Origin of the sequence: Streptomyces venetus (assembly GCF_039540295.1) — a bacterium.
In the GTDB taxonomy this organism is placed as follows: Bacteria; Actinomycetota; Actinomycetes; order Streptomycetales; family Streptomycetaceae; genus Streptomyces; species Streptomyces venetus.
Genome location: NZ_BAABET010000004.1, coordinates 254,951 through 271,099, shown reverse-complemented (window position 1 = coordinate 271,099; position 16,149 = coordinate 254,951). Strand labels below are relative to the sequence as shown.

General features: G+C 71.9%; 17 protein-coding genes. 3 read left to right on the top strand and 14 right to left on the bottom strand.

The genetic code is table 11. The features are described from left to right. The first annotated feature begins 150 nt into the window (after positions 1–150). Positions 151–810: a maltokinase N-terminal cap-like domain-containing protein gene (locus ABEA82_RS15015; protein WP_345661958.1), complete on the top strand. Its 660-nt coding sequence runs from the start codon at positions 151–153 to the stop codon at positions 808–810. Between the two features lie 159 nt (positions 811–969). Beyond that, positions 970–1,371 carry an SseB family protein gene (locus ABEA82_RS15010; RefSeq protein ID WP_345661957.1) on the top strand — a complete coding sequence of 134 codons (402 nt, stop codon included), beginning with the start codon at positions 970–972 and terminating at the stop codon, positions 1,369–1,371. A gap of 38 nt (positions 1,372–1,409) precedes the next feature. On the opposite strand, the gene ABEA82_RS15005 is transcribed toward ABEA82_RS15010, so the two are convergent. The 9 genes from ABEA82_RS15005 to ABEA82_RS14965 are packed head-to-tail and all read right to left on the bottom strand — an operon-like array spanning position 1,410 to position 10,134. After that, a complete protein-coding gene (locus tag ABEA82_RS15005; RefSeq protein WP_345661956.1) occupies positions 1,410–2,786 on the bottom strand; it encodes an FAD-binding oxidoreductase in 1,377 nt (458 codons plus the stop codon). Further along, positions 2,783–3,889 (bottom strand): acyl-CoA dehydrogenase family protein, encoded by a 1,107-nt coding sequence (locus ABEA82_RS15000; protein ID WP_345661955.1) that lies wholly within the window; start codon positions 3,887–3,889, stop codon positions 2,783–2,785. The genes ABEA82_RS15005 and ABEA82_RS15000 overlap by 4 nt, the downstream gene beginning before the upstream one ends. Further along, complete coding sequence (locus tag ABEA82_RS14995) at positions 3,886–4,893, bottom strand: ABC transporter substrate-binding protein (protein WP_345661954.1); 1,008 nt, start codon at positions 4,891–4,893, stop codon at positions 3,886–3,888. The genes ABEA82_RS15000 and ABEA82_RS14995 overlap by 4 nt, the downstream gene beginning before the upstream one ends. A gap of 10 nt (positions 4,894–4,903) precedes the next feature. Further along, complete coding sequence (locus ABEA82_RS14990) at positions 4,904–6,001, bottom strand: LLM class flavin-dependent oxidoreductase (protein WP_345661953.1); 1,098 nt, start codon at positions 5,999–6,001, stop codon at positions 4,904–4,906. 13 nt (positions 6,002–6,014) lie between these two features. Continuing rightward, positions 6,015–6,983 carry an ABC transporter substrate-binding protein gene (locus tag ABEA82_RS14985; protein ID WP_345661952.1) on the bottom strand — a complete coding sequence of 323 codons (969 nt, stop codon included), beginning with the start codon at positions 6,981–6,983 and terminating at the stop codon, positions 6,015–6,017. Further along, complete coding sequence (locus tag ABEA82_RS14980) at positions 6,980–7,693, bottom strand: ABC transporter ATP-binding protein (RefSeq protein ID WP_345661951.1); 714 nt, start codon at positions 7,691–7,693, stop codon at positions 6,980–6,982. Before ABEA82_RS14980 ends, ABEA82_RS14985 begins: the two co-directional genes overlap by 4 nt. A 3-nt stretch (positions 7,694–7,696) precedes the next feature. Then, the gene (locus ABEA82_RS14975) at positions 7,697–8,575 is read right to left on the bottom strand and encodes an ABC transporter permease (protein ID WP_345661950.1); all 879 of its coding nucleotides are present in this window, start codon (positions 8,573–8,575) and stop codon (positions 7,697–7,699) included. A gap of 15 nt (positions 8,576–8,590) precedes the next feature. Next, positions 8,591–9,433: a sulfurtransferase gene (locus ABEA82_RS14970; RefSeq protein ID WP_345661949.1), complete on the bottom strand. Its 843-nt coding sequence runs from the start codon at positions 9,431–9,433 to the stop codon at positions 8,591–8,593. Next, positions 9,430–10,134: an alpha/beta hydrolase gene (locus ABEA82_RS14965; RefSeq protein WP_345661948.1), complete on the bottom strand. Its 705-nt coding sequence runs from the start codon at positions 10,132–10,134 to the stop codon at positions 9,430–9,432. Before ABEA82_RS14965 ends, ABEA82_RS14970 begins: the two co-directional genes overlap by 4 nt. 324 nt (positions 10,135–10,458) lie before the next feature. On the opposite strand from ABEA82_RS14965, the gene ABEA82_RS14960 reads away from it, so the two are divergent. Then, positions 10,459–11,328 (top strand): LysR family transcriptional regulator, encoded by an 870-nt coding sequence (locus ABEA82_RS14960; protein ID WP_345661947.1) that lies wholly within the window; start codon positions 10,459–10,461, stop codon positions 11,326–11,328. A gap of 11 nt (positions 11,329–11,339) precedes the next feature. Here ABEA82_RS14960 and ABEA82_RS14955 read toward each other — a convergent pair whose 3' ends face one another. The 5 genes from ABEA82_RS14955 to ABEA82_RS14935 all read right to left on the bottom strand — a co-directional run bounded on the left by ABEA82_RS14955 (position 11,340) and on the right by ABEA82_RS14935 (position 15,973). Further along, positions 11,340–11,729 carry a MarR family winged helix-turn-helix transcriptional regulator gene (locus ABEA82_RS14955; protein WP_345661946.1) on the bottom strand — a complete coding sequence of 130 codons (390 nt, stop codon included), beginning with the start codon at positions 11,727–11,729 and terminating at the stop codon, positions 11,340–11,342. 71 nt (positions 11,730–11,800) lie between these two features. Then, complete coding sequence (locus tag ABEA82_RS14950; RefSeq protein ID WP_345661945.1) at positions 11,801–12,832, bottom strand: LacI family DNA-binding transcriptional regulator; 1,032 nt, start codon at positions 12,830–12,832, stop codon at positions 11,801–11,803. Next, positions 12,829–13,734, bottom strand: a complete 906-nt coding sequence (locus ABEA82_RS14945; RefSeq protein ID WP_345661944.1) for a carbohydrate ABC transporter permease — start codon at positions 13,732–13,734, stop codon at positions 12,829–12,831. Before ABEA82_RS14945 ends, ABEA82_RS14950 begins: the two co-directional genes overlap by 4 nt. Beyond that, positions 13,731–14,657 (bottom strand): carbohydrate ABC transporter permease, encoded by a 927-nt coding sequence (locus tag ABEA82_RS14940; protein ID WP_345661943.1) that lies wholly within the window; start codon positions 14,655–14,657, stop codon positions 13,731–13,733. The genes ABEA82_RS14945 and ABEA82_RS14940 overlap by 4 nt, the downstream gene beginning before the upstream one ends. Beyond that, positions 14,654–15,973 (bottom strand): ABC transporter substrate-binding protein, encoded by a 1,320-nt coding sequence (locus ABEA82_RS14935; protein WP_345661942.1) that lies wholly within the window; start codon positions 15,971–15,973, stop codon positions 14,654–14,656. Before ABEA82_RS14935 ends, ABEA82_RS14940 begins: the two co-directional genes overlap by 4 nt. Positions 15,974–16,149 lie beyond the last annotated feature (176 nt).

Below are 16,149 nucleotides of genomic sequence, written 5' to 3'. Positions count from 1 at the left end.
ATCTAATGCGCGGGTGGACACCTCGCCGAACGCCGCACCGAAGGTCATGCGGCGCAACTGCCCGGCGCACCACCGTCCTCAGCGCGCACACGCCCTGACCGGCCAGTCCGGCTCACAGCTCGCACCGACACAACGGAAGGGAACCGCGGCATGGCCGTCATCCACCGCACCACAGTCCAGCCCACCAAACTGGAACTCCTCACAGCCTGGCTGTCCTCCCGCCCCTGGTACCGCGGTGGCCCCGCCGAACCGGAGCTGGCCAAGGCGGGCGGGTTCCGGCTGGACGACCCGGAGGGCGAGGTCGGGATCGAGTTCATCGTCGTCACCGACACCTCCGGCGACCGTTCGACCACCTACCTGGTGCCGCTCACCTACCGCGGCGCCCCGCTCGACGGCGCGGAGCACGCCCTCGTCGGCACCATGGAGCACGGCGTGCTCGGCCGTCGGTGGGCCTACGACGGCTGCCACGACCCCGTCCTGCTCGCCCAGTTGCCGGCCTTGATCGACGGCCGGGCGCAGGCCCAGGACCAGAACCTCACCGACGTCCCCGACCGCGACATCGTCGCCACCTACACCGGCGAAGGCCCCCTCCCCGCGGACTTCACGACCACCGACGACCAGGAAGGCACCCGGCTGACTGCGCCACACGGCCCGACCCTCCGCCTCCACCGCGTCCTGGAGCCCACCCCGGACGGCCCGTTCCCCTCCCCGCAGGGATCCACCGGTCACCTGACGGGCACCTGGCACTCACCGGACGGGGCCCGCACCCGAGGGGTGTACGCCGTCCTGTACCCCGCCCTCCCGGCCTAGCGCACGGCGGGCATCCTCCTGATCCCCAGAACCTCTCCCCTGAACCTCCAAGATCGAGAAGGGTTGCCCGGAGCCCGTTCGGGTACGCGAGCAGAACCGTGTCCGGGGCGGATCTTGCCCCGGGCAGGCCGCACGACCGCCGCTACCAGGGAATCTGCCATGGAGACACCCGCAAACGACCCCACGCCCACGCCCGCCCAGCGGGCACTGGACGTCCTCGCCGAGAACACCGAGGACGCGGCGGCTCTGGACGCGCTCGCCAACAGCGACGTGCTCATCCCCGTGCCCGACGACGCCAACGACGCCGACGCCGCCAACCCCTCCGCGGTGGCGCTGCCCGTGCTGGAGCAGCCGGGCGGCGAGCCGGTGGTGCCCGTGTTCACCTCCGAGGTGGAGATGGCCGGGCTGCTGCCGTTCGTCTCCCGCTACCGCATGGTGCCGCTCGGGGCCCTCGCCGCCCAGTGGCCGGCCGACGACCTGTCGCTCACCATCGACGGCAGTTCGGAGCACCGCCTGACGCTGACCTCGGAGGGAGTCCGCACCCTGCTGGCCCGTCCCTAGGACCCGCTCGAGCCGGGCGCCCACGCGGTCGTGGCAGGTCAGAGCGCCTTCCCGGGGTTCAGGATGCCCCGCGGGTCGAGAGCCTCCTTGATCCGCCGCTGCACCGCGTGGGCCGCCGGCCCCAGCTCCTCGGCGACCCACTGCCGCTTGAGCACACCCACGCCGTGCTCCCCGGTCAGTGTCCCGCCGAGCCGCAGCGCCAGCGCGAAGATCTCGCCCGCCGCTTCCCACACCGCGTCCGGCAGCCCGCCCAGGGCGGCGTCGACGACGATGATGGGATGCAGATTGCCGTCCGCGGCGTGCGCGATGGTGAACACCGGTACGCCGTGGCGTGCCGAGATCGCCCGGATCTCCCGGACCGCCTCCGCGAGCCGGGAGCGAGGGACCGCGATGTCCTCGATCAGCGGGCGGCCCAGACGCTCCAGTGACGGCAGCGCGAGCCGGCGCGCGGCCAGCAGCGCCTCCGCCCGAGCCGGATCCTCCGTCCGCTCCACCGTCGTCGCCGATGGTTCCAGCAGCCGGGCGACCGCCGCCGCCTCGCTCGCCGCGCCCGCACCGTCGCACTGCACCACCAGCAGTGCGGCTCCCCGTTCCCGCAGCGCCGGGTCCACGGCCCGCAGCACCGGCCCGTCGACCAGTTCCGCCAGGGCGGGCTCCACCCCGGCCCGGGTGATCGCGTACGACGCCTCGGCCGCTGCTTCGAAGGTGTCGAAGTACGCCGCGAGCGTCGCCGTCGCCACCGGCACCGGCCGCAGCCTCAGCGTCGCCGAGGTGATCACGGCGAGCGTGCCCTCCGAACCCGTGAGCAGCGCCGTCAGGTCGTAGCCGGTGACACCCTTGACGGTACGGCGGCCCGTACGCACCACCGTGCCGTCCGCGAGGACCGCCTCCAGGCCCAGTACGCTGTCGCGGGTCACCCCGTACTTCGCGCAGCGCAGCCCGCCCGCGTTGGTCGCGATGTTCCCGCCGATGGTCGACCAGGCCGCGCTCGCCGGATCCGGTGCGTAGCGCAGGCCGTGCTCACCGGCCGCCCGGTCCAGTTCGGCGGTGATCACCCCGGGCTCCACGACGGCCAGCTGGTCGTCCGCCGAGAGTTCGAGGATCCGGTTCATGCCGGACAGGTCCAGGACCAGCGAGCCCTCTCCGGCCGCCGCCCCGCCCGAGAGGCCGGTCCCGGAACCCCGTGGCACCACCGGCACGCCCAGCTCGTGCGCGTGCCGGAGGGTGACGATGACGTCCTCGGTACGGCGGGCCCGTACGACGGCCAGCGGCTCCCCGTCCGGCCGGGTGCCGGAGCGGTCGGTGGCGTGCGCGGTGATCGTGCCCGGGTCGGTGAGCAGCCGGTCGGGCGGCAGGTCACGGGCGAGCAGTCCGAGCAGACGCGCGGAGACGGTTGTTTCGGGTGCCACTGTCATGGGTTCAGTGCCTTCGTGCCGAGGGCGAGCAGGGCGATGTCCTCCTGTGGTGCGTGGACCGGGGCGCACTGGATGTCGCGGAAGTGCCGCTCCAGCGGATTGCCGCGGGCCAGCCCCGGGTTGCCGAGCAGCCGCACGGCCAGTTCCACGGCCCGCACCCCGTGCCGGTCGGCCAGGACCCGCGCGCCGAGGGCCTGTTCGGGGGTGTAGTCGGGGCTGGCGGTGTCCACCCGGGCGGCGCCGTCGAACACGAGCTGCTCGGCGGCGGCGAGCAGCACCTCGATCTCACCGGCGGTGCGCCGGAAGCGCTCCGTGCGGGCCACCGGATGACCGAGGTTGGCGGGCACGCGCGCGTGGGCGAAGGTGTGGAAGAAGGACTGGGCGGCGCGGGCCACTCCCAGGTAGAGGGCGGCGAGCGGGAGATGGAGACTGGCGCCCGCACGGTTGTCCTGCTCGGCGGCCGGTCCGTACGGCCCGAGCCCGATGACGTGCTCGTAGGGGATCTCGACCTCCCGGAACGTCACGTCGTGACTCCCGCTGGCCCGCAGGCCCAGCTGGTCCCAGCGGCCGGTGATCTCGACGCCGGGCGAGCCGCCGGGCACCAGGAACGTGCCCACGCGCGGCTCCGGTTCGTCGGTGGTCGCCCACACCAGGAACCAGTCGAGCCCCTCGGCGCCCGTGACGAACCGCTTGGTGCCGCTGACCGCCCAGCCGCCGGTGGTGCGCCGGGCCCGGGTGGCGGGCAGCCCGCCCCGCGCGGGGGAGCCCAGATCGGGCTCCACGCGCGCGTGGTTGAGGAGGACCGGCCGCTCGAACGACTCCTTCACCACCCGCGCGTACAACTCCTCGGGCCAGTGCGGCCGCACCGCCTGCCGGGCGTGGTTGGTGAGCGTCATCGCGGCGATCAGGGCGACGGACGGATCCGCCCGCCCCAGGCGGTGCAGGATCCGCGCGGTCTCCTCGACTCCCGCGCCCTGACCGCCGTAGGGCCGGCCGATCGTCGCGGTGAGCAGCCCGGCCTCGTGGGCGAGCCGGAGGGACTCGGCGGGGAAGGCGGCCGACCGGTCGTGCTCGGCGGCCAGTTCGGCGATGCGCTCGGTCACAGGGCCTTCTTCAGGTCGGCGTCGAGTGCGGTGGTCCAGAAGGACTTCACGTCCAGGTGCTCCTTCAGCGCTCCGAGTTCGGTGAAGGCGTCGGCGACCTTCTGCTGGGAGGCGATGGTGTCGTCGCCGACCGGGCGGGCTCGCGTCGGGCGCTGCTTCTGGGCGTCGACGAGGTCCTTCCTCGCCTGGGCCAGGGGCTGGTGGGTGGCGGCGGCGGTGATCTTCGCGAAGCCTTCCTCGCGGCCGTCGCGGACGTAGGCGTACGCCTTGGTGATCCGGGCGATCAGATCGGCCGCCGCGGCCCGCCGTGCCGGGCTCTGAAGCACGTTGTCGCGCGCCGACCACAGGAAGTTGCCCGACAGGATGTCCTTGCCCGAGCCGATCGTGCGGGCGCCCTGCTGGTGGGCGGTGATGATCGACGTGCCGTAGGAGGCGAGGGCGTCGATGCTGCCGCCGTTCAGGGCCGCGAGCCCGTCGTTCGGCAGCAGTGGTTTGGCGTCGATGTCCGACCACTTCAGACCGGCCTGTTTCAGCAGCGTGTAGAGGAAGTAGTGGGCGGTGGTGTTCTGGACGTAGCCGACCTTCTTGCCCTTCAGCGCCGCGATGCCGGTGAGCTTCGAGCCCTTGGCGGCGACGACCTCCTGGTTGAGGGTCGCCCCGCGCTGCACGGCGACGACCTTGAAGTTCGGGGCGCCGTCCGCGGCGGCGAAGACGGGTGGGATCTCACTGGACGAGGCGAGGTCAAGGGCTCCGGCCCGGACGGCCTGGAGCTGCTGCTCACCGCCCTGGAACTGGCTCCACCTCACCTTGTAGGGGGTGTCGTCGAGGTGGGCGTACTTCAGGACCGCCTCCTCGGTCTTCCAGCCGGTGGCGCCTACGGAGAGCGTGACGGACGACAGGTCGGACGGGGACTCGGCCTGCGCCGGGCCGCCGCAGCCCGCGGCGAAGGGCAGGATCAGGGCGAGGGCGGCGGCGGACGTACGCAGGGTGTGCCGGAACAACACGGGCTCTCCATCAGGCGGCTTGGGTGCTGGCGCGGTGGGCGAGTTCCTGGCGGACCAGGGGCAGGACGTGGCGGGCGTAGTCGATGGCGTCGTTCAGCGGGTCGTAGCCACGGATCGACAGCAGGTCGCAGCCGATGTCGACGTAGTCCAGCAGCGCCTTCGCGACCGTCTCGGGCGAGCCGACCAGGGCCGTCGACGCGCCGGCCGCGTTGGTGGCGGCCGCCGGGGCCGTCCACAGGCAGCGGTCGTGCACCTCGCCGCGCTCGGCGATGTCCAGCAGCCGCTGCGAGCCGACGTTGGCCGGGCGGCCGGTCGTGCGGTAGTGCCGCAGCAGCTCCGTGTTGCGCGCCTGGTCCTTCAGCACGCCCAGGGTGCGGTGCGCCTTCTCCCAGGCCAGTTCGTCGGTGGGCGCGATGATCGGGCGGAACGACACCCAGATACGGGGGTCCGGGCGCCCGGCCGCCGCCGCCACCTTGTTGACGGCCGCGATCTGCTCGGCCGTCTCCTTCAACGGCTCGCCCCACAGCCCGAAGATGTCGCCCTGCTGCCCGCCGACCCGGTACGCGTCCTGCGACGAGCCGCCCACCGAGATCGGCACCAGCCCGTTCACCGGCTTCACGTCCGAGTGGTAGCCCTCGAAGGTGAAGTACTTGCCCTCGTGCGAGACGGGGCCGTCCGCCTGCCACACCTTCCGCAGGATCTGTATGTATTCGTCGGACCGCTCGTACCGTTCCGCCTTCCCCAGGTAGTCGCCCTCCCGGCGCTGCTCCTCGTCGCTGCCGCCGGAGATGATGTGCACGGTCAGCCGGCCGTCGCTGATGCGGTCCAGGGTGGCCAGCGCCCGGGCGGCGTGGGTCGGGAAGATCACGCCCGGCCGGTGGGCCAGGATCGGGCGGATCCGCTCGGTGTGGGTGGCGACGAACTGGGCGATCTGGAAGGCGTCCGGCGAGGCCGAGTGGTAGGCGACCAGGGTGTGGTCGAAACCGCCGTCGTCCAGGGCGCGGGCGTACGTGCGCAGATGGTCGACGTCGAGCCCGGTGCGGCTCGCGGCGGCCGGCCCGGAGGCCCCTGCGTCCGTGTGGACGGCGCTGATGAATTCCACAGGCATGTACGGCTCCTGGTCAGTCGAGAAGGGAGGGGTCGGCGGACTTCGCCACGTCGACGTTCGGGTCGAGGACGCCGATGCCGTGCATGAGGTCGGCCACGCCCTGGACGGTGGCGTTCACATCGCCGGTGATGGGCAGGACCTCGCTGTAGCCGGCGGAGGCCAGCGTCTTCGCCACGGCCGGGTCGGCGCCGTTACGCGTCTGGATGGCCTTGGCGTAGGCCTCCCGGTGCGTGCTCGTCCACTTCAGGGCCGTGCCGAGGCGCTTGAGGAAGTCGGCGAGCGCGGCCTTCTTGGACGAGTCGGCGAGGGCCTTCTCACTGGCGTTGACGAAGCCTATGCCGCTGACCCGGCCGTCCCCGCCGTCGACGAGGAGGCGCCCGCCCTGCTTCAGCCCGACGGCCTGGTAGACACCGAAGGTCGCCCAGACCTTGACCTTCCCGGAGGCGAACGCGGCCTGCGCGTCGGTCGGCAGCAGGTACTGGACCTTGACGTCCTTGTAGTCGAGCCCGTTCTGCTTCAGCACGTTGGCCAGCAGGTACTCGGAGACGCTGCCCTTGGCGGAGGACACCACGACCCGCTGGCCCTTGAGGTCCTTCACGCTCTGGATGCCGGAGTCCTTGCGCACGACGAGGCCGACATGCCGGCCGTCGTTCTTGAGCGCGGCCACGTTCTTCACCTTCACCCCGCCGCTGAGCGCCTGGAGCGCCGGCAGGTCCGCGGAGTACCCGGTGTCGGCGGCACCCGCCTGCACGGCCTGATAGAGCGGGGCAGCGCCCTCGAACTCGGCCCACTTCACCTTGTACTTCGCGCCCTTCAGGGCATCGGCCGCTGCGACCATCGTCTGGAGCGTCCCGGCCTGGTCGCCGATGGTGAGGGTGGTCGCCTGCGGCGATGAGGCGTCCGCCGAGGAGTTCCCTCCACAGGCGGTCAGCGCCAGCAGGGTGGTCATGCTCAGCGCGGCGGCTGCGGTACGGCGGTTCACGACGGGGTTCCTTCCAGGGTGCGCACGCCCAGCCAGTTCAGGAGGCGGGCGCGCAGGGACACGAATTCCGGGGCGGTGAGGTCCCGGGGACGCGGCAGATCGACGCTCAGCTCATGCGCGATCCGTCCCTCGTCCATCACCAGGACCCGGTCGGCGAGCAGCAGCGCCTCCTCCACGTCATGGGTGACCAGGAGGATCGCGCAGCCGTGCCGCTGCCACAGCTCGGCCACCAACTGCTGCACCTTGCCCCGGGTGAGGGCGTCCAGGGCGCCGAACGGCTCGTCCAGGAGCAGCAGTTCGGGCTCGCGGACGAGAGCCCGGGCGAGCGAGACGCGCTGCGCCTGGCCGCCGGAGAGCGTCTTGGGCCAGAGGGTCGCGCGGTCCGCGATGCCCACCTCGTCGAGCGCCTTGAGCGCCAGCGCCCTGTCGGGGCGGCCGGGCAGCCCCAGGACGACGTTGCGCCAGACCTTCAGCCAGGGCAGCAGCCGAGGCGACTGGAAGGCGGCGCTGCGCCGGGCGGGCACGGTGACCTCGCCGCCGATCTCCTCGTCGAGCCCGGCCAGGATCCTCAGCAGCGTCGACTTGCCGCAGCCGCTGTGCCCGAGCAGGGCCACGAACTCGCCCTCCCGGATGTCGAGATCGAGATCGTGCAGGACGGTGTTGCCGTCGAAGGACCGCGAAAGTCCCCTGGTTTCCACACTGTTGGTCATGTCCTACGCCTCGCCCTCGAAGTTGGCGCGCCAGGTCAGCAGCCGGCGTGAAAGGATCCGTACGGCGAAGTCGCAGGCGAGCCCCAGCAGCGCGTACACGACGAGGCAGAGCACGATGACGTCCGTGCGGAAGTACTGCTGGGCGTTGCTCATCAGATAGCCGAGGCCCGCGTCGGCGTTGACCTGCTCGGCGAAGACCAGCGCCAGCCAGGCCGTCGACAGCGCGTACCGGAGTCCCACGAGGGCCCCGGGCAGGGCGCTCGGCAGGATCACGTACTTGATCAGCCCGAGCCTGCCGAGCCCCATCATGCGGGCCGCCTCGACGAGCTGGGAGTCGGTGGAGCGGATGCCGCCGTAGATGTTGAAGTAGAGCGGGTAGGTCACACCGAGCGCGACGAGCGCGATCTTCGGGGTCTCCTCGATGCCGAACCAGACGATGAACAGGGGTATCAGGCCCACCCACGGGATCGCCCGGAACATGCCCATCGAGGAGTCGATGACGTCCTCGCCGAGCCGGAACAGCCCGGCCAGCAGGGACAGACTCAGCGCGACGGACGCGCCGATGAGGAAGCCGACGGCGGCCCGGCGGCCCGACGCGGCGATGGCGGTGGGGAGTTCACCGTTGCGCGTGAGTTCCACGGCCTGGTTCACGACGTCGACGGGCGAGGCCAGCACGGTCTCGGGGAGGACGCCGGTGGCCGAGGTCAGGAACCACAGCAGGACCAGGCCGACCGGGCCCGCGGAACGGCGTACGGAACGGGGGAGGTGAAGGCGGCGGCCGGACTTCGCGGTGCCGCGCAGGGTGACACGGGTGGTGGCGGGCGGGCCGGGGTCGGCGGTCTGCTCGGGCAGCACCGCCGTGGCCGGTGTCGGGGTCGTCATGGCGGGTTTCCTTCGTCAGGACGGGAGTGGGCCGGTCACGGCCGGGCGGGCGGGGTCGGCGGACCAGGCGGACCAGGAGCCGGGGAAGAGCACCGCTTCGAATCCGGCGATCTCCAGGGCGGCGATCTGATGCGCCGCGGTGACTCCGGAACCGCAGTACACGCCGATGCGTGTGGCCCCGGCCGCCCCCTTCTTCTCGAACCGCTCGCGCAGTACCTCCGGCGGCAGGAAGGTGCCGTCGGCCGCGAGGTTCTCCCCGGTGGGCGCGGAGACGGCCCCCGGGATGTGGCCGGGGCGCGGATCCACGGGCTCCACCTCGCCGCGGTAGCGCTCGGCCGCCCGGGCGTCCAGCAGCAGGCCGTTCGAGGCGAGTTCGGCGGCACCGTCCGCGCCGGTGGCGGGCAGACGGCCTTCGGCCAGGACGACGTCACCGGGTTCCGGTGCGGTGGGCACACCCGTCTCCAGGGGCAGTCCGGCCGCTCGCCAGGCGCCCAGCGCCCCGTCGAGGAGTGTCACGCGCGTCAGTCCCGCGTACCGCAGCAGCCACCAGGCGCGTGCCGCCGCCGTGTTGCCGAGGTCGTCGTACACCACCACGGGCCGGTCCCGGCCGACGCCCCAGCGGCGGGCCGCCGCCTCCAGCCGCGCGAGGTCCGGCAGCGGGTGACGCCCGCCCTCCGGGCTGGGCGGCGCGGCGAGCTCGGTCTCCAGATCGACGTACACCGCCCCCGGGATGTGGCCGTCGGCGTAGTGCTCACGCCCGTGCGGGTCGCCCAGCGCCCAGCGGACGTCGAGCACCACGGGCGGCTGTCCGGAGGCCAGTCGCTCGCGCAGTTCGGGGACGCTCGTCGTCACCGTCATGCGAGACCCTCCGCGATCAGGGGGAGCTCGGAGGACAGGCGCAGCCGCTCCAGGAACAGCACGACGGTGGCGGCGGCGGTGCGGTGCAGGGCGTCGTTGAGGACGTCGTGCCGCCCTTGGTGGAAGGTCACCAGCTCGACGGGGTGGCCGGCGTATGCCTGCCGGGCCGCGTCGAGCGGGCTCACCACGTCGTCCGTGCCGTGCAGCGCCAGCACCGGGACTGCGACCCGGTCCAGGCCCGGTTCGGACAGCTCGGGGGTGACGTCCAGCGCCCCGCGCCGGAACTCCGGGTCGCCGGCGAGGCGCCCCTGGTGCGTGGGACAGGCGGTGCGGGCCTCGGTCTCCTCCTCCCAACTCCCCGCCGTCCAGGCACCGGTGGGCAGGCCCGCCAGGATCAGGGCGTCGACCCCCGGGGTCCGGTCGGCGGCCAGTCGCACGGCGTGGCGGGCGCCGGTGTCCGAGCCCACCAGCACCTTCGGGCCGGGCAGGGACTCGTCGGCGAGCAGCTTGGCGGCCGTGTCGAGCACGCCCGGGTCGGCGGACGGGTCGCCGAGGGCGCGGACACGGTAGGCGTCGAAGGCGAGCCGGCGGCCGAACCGCTCGTACACGCCGGCGTGTTCACCGCGCCCGGCCAGCACGATCAGCGTGCCGCGCGGGGCGAGACCTTCGGGTTCGTCCCAGGAACGGAGCGAAGAGGACATGAGGGGGCAACTCCCGTGTCGGGGCAGGGGGTGTCCAGGACAGGACGAGGCAGGGCAGGGCGTACCGGCTGTCACGTGTCAGTGCGGAAGGACGTGATCAGCTCAGATGCTGGAGCGGGGAAGTGCTGCGAAGGGTCAGCGACAGCGCGCGCTGCACGCCACGCCGAAGTCGATGACTCGGCGCTGCGTCAGAAGGGCAGCGGAAGCGGTGGCGTGCAGCATGCGTTCATCATGACCGGTCGTGACAACCGCCGTCCAACGACGATTCCTCATCGAAACCGATCAGAAATCGCGATCGATCGCTCAAGCGGCTACGGTCGCCGCATGCACCGACCTGTCCTCGACCTCGTCGCCCTGCGCAGTCTGACCGCCGTGGCCGACTGCGGCGGCTTCCACCGCGCCGCCCGGGCGCTGGACCTGAGCCAGTCGGCGGTGAGCCAGCACGTGCGCAAACTGGAGAAGATCCTGGGGCGGCCGGTCGTCGAGCGCGAGGGGCGCGGCATGCGCTTCACCGCCGACGGCCACCGGCTGCTGGAACAGGCCCGGCGCATCCTCGCGGTGCACGACGAGGCCGTGCGCACCCTGCTCGACGTCGACGCCGGCACGGTCACCATCGGCGCCACCGAGCACGCCGCCGACCAGTTCCTGCCCCGCCTGACCGCCGCCGTCCAGGACGTGCGCCCCGGCTGCCGGGTCCGCTACCGCATCGACCGCTCCGCCCGCCTCGTCGAGGCCGTGGAGCGCGGCGGCGTCGACGTCGCCGTCTATGTCACCGAGGCCGCCGCCACGGAGGGCACACCCGTCGGCGGCCTGCCGCTGACCTGGTACGCGGTGCCCGGCTGGCAGCCGCCGCCCGAGCCCGCCCCCGTGCCGCTGGTCGCCGTCGAGGACCCCTGCGCGATCCGCCGCAGGGCCATCGCGACGCTCGCCGCGCACGGCGTGCCGGCCCAGGTGGTCGGGGACGCCGGCTATCTCGCGGGCGTCCTCGACATCGCCCGCACCGGGCAGGGCGTCGCCCTGCTCGCGGCAGTCGGCGCCGCCCCCGACGGGCTCACCGCCTGCGCGGCGCTGCCCCCGGTCACACCCATACCGATGAGCGCGCTCGCCCGCTCCGGGGCGGACCCGGCGACCGTCGCGGCCGCGTTCGAGGCCGTGCGGGATCTGCTGCGGGAGGACACCCCGGCAGGAGCGTGACGCCCCGGGGCCTACTCGCCCAGCGTCCGGGCCAGCGCCGCCCGCTGGAGGGGCAGCACCTCGGCGTGCAGCTCACGGCCCCTCGCGGTCAGGGCGACCCACACGCCGCGCCGGTCCTCCACGCACACCGAACGCGTCACCAGCCCGTCCTTCTCCAGCCGGGCGATGAGCCGGGACAGCGCGCTCTGGCTGAGGTGGACCCGCCCGACCAGGTTCTGCACCCGGCACTGCTCGCCCTCCTCGGTCGCCGCGCTCACGAGCATGTCCAGGACTTCGAAGTCGGACGCGCCGAGGCCGTGCGGATGCAGCGCCCGGTCGATCTCGCACATCGTGCGCGCGTGCGCCGACAGGATGTCCCGCCACCGTTCCTCGAGCCGCGCACCAGCCGTTTTCGCCGCCATATCCGAACCGTACACCGGCCCGGGGTTCGATGACTGTGCATGCAGTGGCGTCTTTCCGGGGAGCGGGGGACCTACGTCGACTCGCGCTTCACCAGCTCCGTCGGCAGGATCACCGCCGCCGGGTCCTCGCCCCCGATCTGCGCGAGCAGCACCCGTACCATCTCGGTGCTGATGCGGTCCCAGGGCTGCCGGATGGTCGTCAGCCCGGGGCTGGTGGCCAGGGCGGCCGGTGAGTCGTCGAAACCGCCGACCGCGACGTCCTCAGGCACCCGCCGCCCCGCCCGCCGGAGGGCCGCGAGCACTCCCTGCGCCATGAGGTCGGACGCCACGAACACCGCGTCCATGTCCGGGGCCCGCTCGAGCAGCCGCTCGCCGCCCGCCTCACCGCTGGCCCGGCTGTAGTCGCCGGAGACGACGAGCCGCTCGTCGAAGTCCAGTCCCGCGTCCGCCAGCACCTCCCTGTACCCGGCGAGACGCTCGACACCGCCGGGCGTGTCCAGCGGACCGGTCACCATGCCCACCCGCTGCCGCCCGAGCGACAGCAGGTGCCGCACCATGTCGCGGGCGCCGTCGCGGTCGTCGGCCGCCACGTAACTCACCTTCGAGCCCAGCCCGATCGGCTTGCCGCACGCGACGAGCGGCACCCCCGCCCCGCGCAGCTGCTCGGCGACGGGGTCGCCGGAGTGGCTGGAGACCAGCAGCACCCCGTCGACGTGCCCGGCGGTGATGTACCGGGTGATCCGGCGCCGTTCGTCCTCGGTGCCCGCCAGCATCAGCAGCAGCGGGATGTCGTGCGCGGCGAGCGCCTGGGTGCAGCCGCGCAGCAGGACGTTGAAGTTGGGGTCCTCGAAGAACCGCTCCTGCGGCTCCGTGAGCAGGAAGCCGATCGAGTCGGACCGTCCGGTGATCAGGGAGCGGGCGTGCCGGTTGACGACGTAACCCGTCCTGCGGATGGCCGCGTTGACCGCCTCCTGGGCGGCGGGGCTGACGTAGTGGCCGCCGTTGAGCACCCGCGAGACGGTGCCGCGCGAGACCCCCGCCTCGCGCGCCACGTCATGGATCGTGGGCGGCCTGCGCCTGCCCCCCGCAGCGTTCATGGTCATGACTTTACGGCTCCGGAGAGCAGATCCAGACTCCAGAACCGCTGGATGACCAGGAAGAGCGCGACCAGCGGGAGCACCGCGAGGAACGCGCCCGTGATCACCAGGGTGTACAGCGCCGGGGTGTTGGCGCCCTGCTCCAGCAACGTGAACAGGCCGAGCGTGATCGGGAACTTCTCGTCGTCGCTGAGCATGATGTACGGCAGCAGGAAGTTGTTCCAGATCGCCACGAACTGGAACAGGAAGACCGTGACCATGCCGGGGATCATCATCGGCAGCGCGATCCGCGTGAAGATCCGCCACTCGCTCGCCCCGTCCATCCGCCCGGCCTCCACCACGTCGGCGGGCACGGCCGCGGCGGCGTAGATCCGCGCCAGGTAGACGCCGTACGGCGACAGGATCTGCGGCAGCAGCACGGACAGGTACGAGTCCGTGAGGTCCGCCTTCGCCAGCAGCAGGTACTGCGGGACGGCCAGGATCACCGGCGGCATCAGCACACCCGCCAGCAGCACGTTGAAGATCGCCTCGCGGCCCCGGAACCGGTAGGTCGCCAGCGCGTAGCCGCTGAACGCCGAGACGCACGTCGACAGCAGCGCACCGAGGCCGGCGTACAGGGCGGAGTTGCCCATCCACTCCCAGTAGACGCCGTCGCGGTAGGCGTTCAGGTCCCGGACGTTGCCGGCGAAACCCGTGCCCGGCAGGAACGTGAACGTGGAGAACAGTTCGCGCCCGGACTTGGTGGCCGCGATGACCACCCAGGCCACCGGCAGCAGACAGTAGATCGCGCCCAGGAACAGCGTGACCGTCGGGACCAGGGCGATCCGGCGGCGCAGCGGCGGGCGGCGGGCGGTGCCGGGCGTGGTGCCCGCCGGCGACTCGGCCCGGGGGGCGGCGAGAGAGCTCATCGAGCGGCCTCCTGCTTCTGACGACGGTTCGCGGCCCGCAGGAAGCCGAAGGACAGCAGGAGCGTGGCGACCGCGATGATCACGGCCTGCGCGGCGGCACTGTGCAGGTCGCCTTCGCCGAACGCGTCCCGGTACACCTTCATCAGCGGACTCCACGTCGTGGACACCGAGTTGGTGAGGGGTTTGAGGGTGGTCGGCTCGTTGAACATCTGGAGCGTCGCGATGACGGAGAAGAAGAAGGTCAGCACCAGCGAGGGCGCCACCATCGGGATCTTGATCCGCAGCGCGATCTGCGTCGGCGTGGCACCGTCCAGCTTCGCCGCCTCGTACACCTCCGCCGGGATCGCCTGGAGCGAGGTGTAGATGACGATCATGTTGAATCCGGTGCCGCCCCACACGGCGATGTTCGACAGCGCGAGGTACAGCGGCCCGCCGTCCAGCAGGTCCGGCTGCGGCAGCCCCAGCCTGTCGAGCACGAAGTAGAAGGGGCTGACGTCCGGGAGGTACAGGAAGCCCCACAGCAGCGCCGCCACCACCCCGGGGATGGCGTACGGCAGGAAGATCGCGAGCCGGGTGAAGGGCGCGAGCCGCACCTTCTCGGAGTCGAGCATCAGCGCGAACAGCAGGGCGAGGCCGAGCATGACCGGGACGACGATGCAGCCGTAGCCCAGGACGCGCAGTGTCCCGTGCAGCAGCTCGCTGTCGGTGAGGGCGTCGGTGTAGTTCTCCAGGCCCGCCCATACCTCCTTGCGGGCGCCGGAGCCGAGGCCGAGCCCGGAGACCTTCACCTTGCGGAAGCTGAGCCAGAGCGCGTAGCCGATGGGCAGCGCGAAGAAGAGCGCGAACAGGATCGTCGCGGGGATGAGGAAGGCGTACGGGGCGCCCTTGGCCCCGTACGACTGCCGCCGTGCCGTGCTTTTCACCGAGCGACCCCGAAGCCCTGCTTCTTCATGTCGGCGACGGTGTCGTCCTGCATCTTCTTCAGCGCGGCGCCGAAGTCGGACCTGTTCTTCGCGGCGGCGCCGAAGGCGTCCTTGAAGGTGGTGTAGGCGACGTTCACGTTCGGGCCCCAGGCGGCGGGCGCGGTGGTCTCCGCGATGTCGGCGGCCTTGGTGTAGAAGTCGGCCTGGTTCGAGAAGTAGGCCGGCGGCTTGAGGAAGGCGCCGCTGGTCTGGGCGTTCTTGGCGGCCGGGTAGATGCCGCTCTCCTTGGCCAGCGCGTTGAGGGCCTCGCTGTCGGTGTTCAGCCAGGCGGCGAACTTCGCGGCGGCGCCCTGGTGCTCGGAGTCCGTGGTCACGGCGGTGGAGGAGCCGCCCCAGCTGCCGGTGCGGTTCTCGCTCGCGGACCACTGGGGGAGCGGGGCCATGGCCCACTTGCCCTTGGTCTCGGGGGCGGCGGTGGTGAGCGTGCCCGGTGCCCACACGGCGCTGACCCAGGCGATCTGCTTGCCGGTGTTGAGCGCCTTGTTCCAGGCCGGGGTGTACATCGGCTGGTTGTCGATGACGCCCTCCTCGACCAGGCCGCCCCAGAACTTCGCGACCTTCTGCGTCGCCGCGTCGTCGATGGCGACCTTCCACTGGTCACCGGAGGTCGTCCACCACTTGGCGCCGGCCTGCTGGGCGAGGCCCGCGAAGAGGCCGGAGTCGTTGGCGGAGAAGGTGGTGAGGTCCTTGCCGGGGGCCGCCTTCTTCAGCTTCCGGGCGGTCTCGGCGAACTGGTCCCAGGTCGTCGGCACCTTCAGGCCGTACTCCTCGAACAGGTCCTCGCGGTAGTAGAACATCATCGGCCCGATGTCCTGCGGGACCGCGTACACGGCGTCCGTGCCGAGCGTCGTCTGCTGCCAGACGCCGTCGGCGAAGCTGCCCTTCGCGTCACCGACGTTCTCCGATATGTCCGCCAGCGCGTCGTTGCTGACCAGCGTGGGCAGCGCCTGATACTCCGCCTGCACCAGGTCCGGGGCCTTGCCCGCCTTGTGCGCGGTGAGGATCTTGGTGACCAGCGTGTCGCCGGACGCCTGCTTCTTCACCGTGACGGTGATCTGGTCCTTCTTGCCCGGGCCCTTGTTCCACAGGTCCACGACCTTGTCCATGCCGGGCGTCCAGGTCCAGTACGTCAGCGAGGCCGGGCCCGCCTCGGTCTCGCTGTCCGCGGTCTCGGTGCCACAGGCGGCGAGGGCGGTGGTGCCGAGCACCAGGGCGACGGCGGATCTCACGAGGCGGTGGCGCTTCGCGTACGGCATGGATCTCTCCCCTGACCTGGGGTCCTCGCCTGCTGCGAGAACCTGCCATGCTTCTGTGAGCGTTCACAGTAGAGAAACATCCCGGACACTTGTCAATGGTTGTTGCTGTGCGGTTATGTTGGGCTCCGCACTGCGCCGCTGTGTGTGCACGTTCCCATTTGATCGACCGACCGGGA

Coding starts and splice junctions, on each gene's coding strand:
- ABEA82_RS15015 (WP_345661958.1), top strand. CDS start 151: ATGGCCGTCATCCACCGCACCACAGTCCAGCCCACCAAACTGGAACTC.
- ABEA82_RS15010 (WP_345661957.1), top strand. CDS start 970: ATGGAGACACCCGCAAACGACCCCACGCCCACGCCCGCCCAGCGGGCA.
- ABEA82_RS15005 (WP_345661956.1), bottom strand. CDS start 2,786: ATGACAGTGGCACCCGAAACAACCGTCTCCGCGCGTCTGCTCGGACTG.
- ABEA82_RS14990 (WP_345661953.1), bottom strand. CDS start 6,001: ATGCCTGTGGAATTCATCAGCGCCGTCCACACGGACGCAGGGGCCTCC.
- ABEA82_RS14980 (WP_345661951.1), bottom strand. CDS start 7,693: ATGACCAACAGTGTGGAAACCAGGGGACTTTCGCGGTCCTTCGACGGC.
- ABEA82_RS14975 (WP_345661950.1), bottom strand. CDS start 8,575: ATGACGACCCCGACACCGGCCACGGCGGTGCTGCCCGAGCAGACCGCC.
- ABEA82_RS14970 (WP_345661949.1), bottom strand. CDS start 9,433: ATGACGGTGACGACGAGCGTCCCCGAACTGCGCGAGCGACTGGCCTCC.
- ABEA82_RS14965 (WP_345661948.1), bottom strand. CDS start 10,134: ATGTCCTCTTCGCTCCGTTCCTGGGACGAACCCGAAGGTCTCGCCCCG.
- ABEA82_RS14960 (WP_345661947.1), top strand. CDS start 10,459: ATGCACCGACCTGTCCTCGACCTCGTCGCCCTGCGCAGTCTGACCGCC.
- ABEA82_RS14955 (WP_345661946.1), bottom strand. CDS start 11,729: ATGGCGGCGAAAACGGCTGGTGCGCGGCTCGAGGAACGGTGGCGGGAC.
- ABEA82_RS14950 (WP_345661945.1), bottom strand. CDS start 12,832: ATGACCATGAACGCTGCGGGGGGCAGGCGCAGGCCGCCCACGATCCAT.
- ABEA82_RS14945 (WP_345661944.1), bottom strand. CDS start 13,734: ATGAGCTCTCTCGCCGCCCCCCGGGCCGAGTCGCCGGCGGGCACCACG.
- ABEA82_RS14935 (WP_345661942.1), bottom strand. CDS start 15,973: ATGCCGTACGCGAAGCGCCACCGCCTCGTGAGATCCGCCGTCGCCCTG.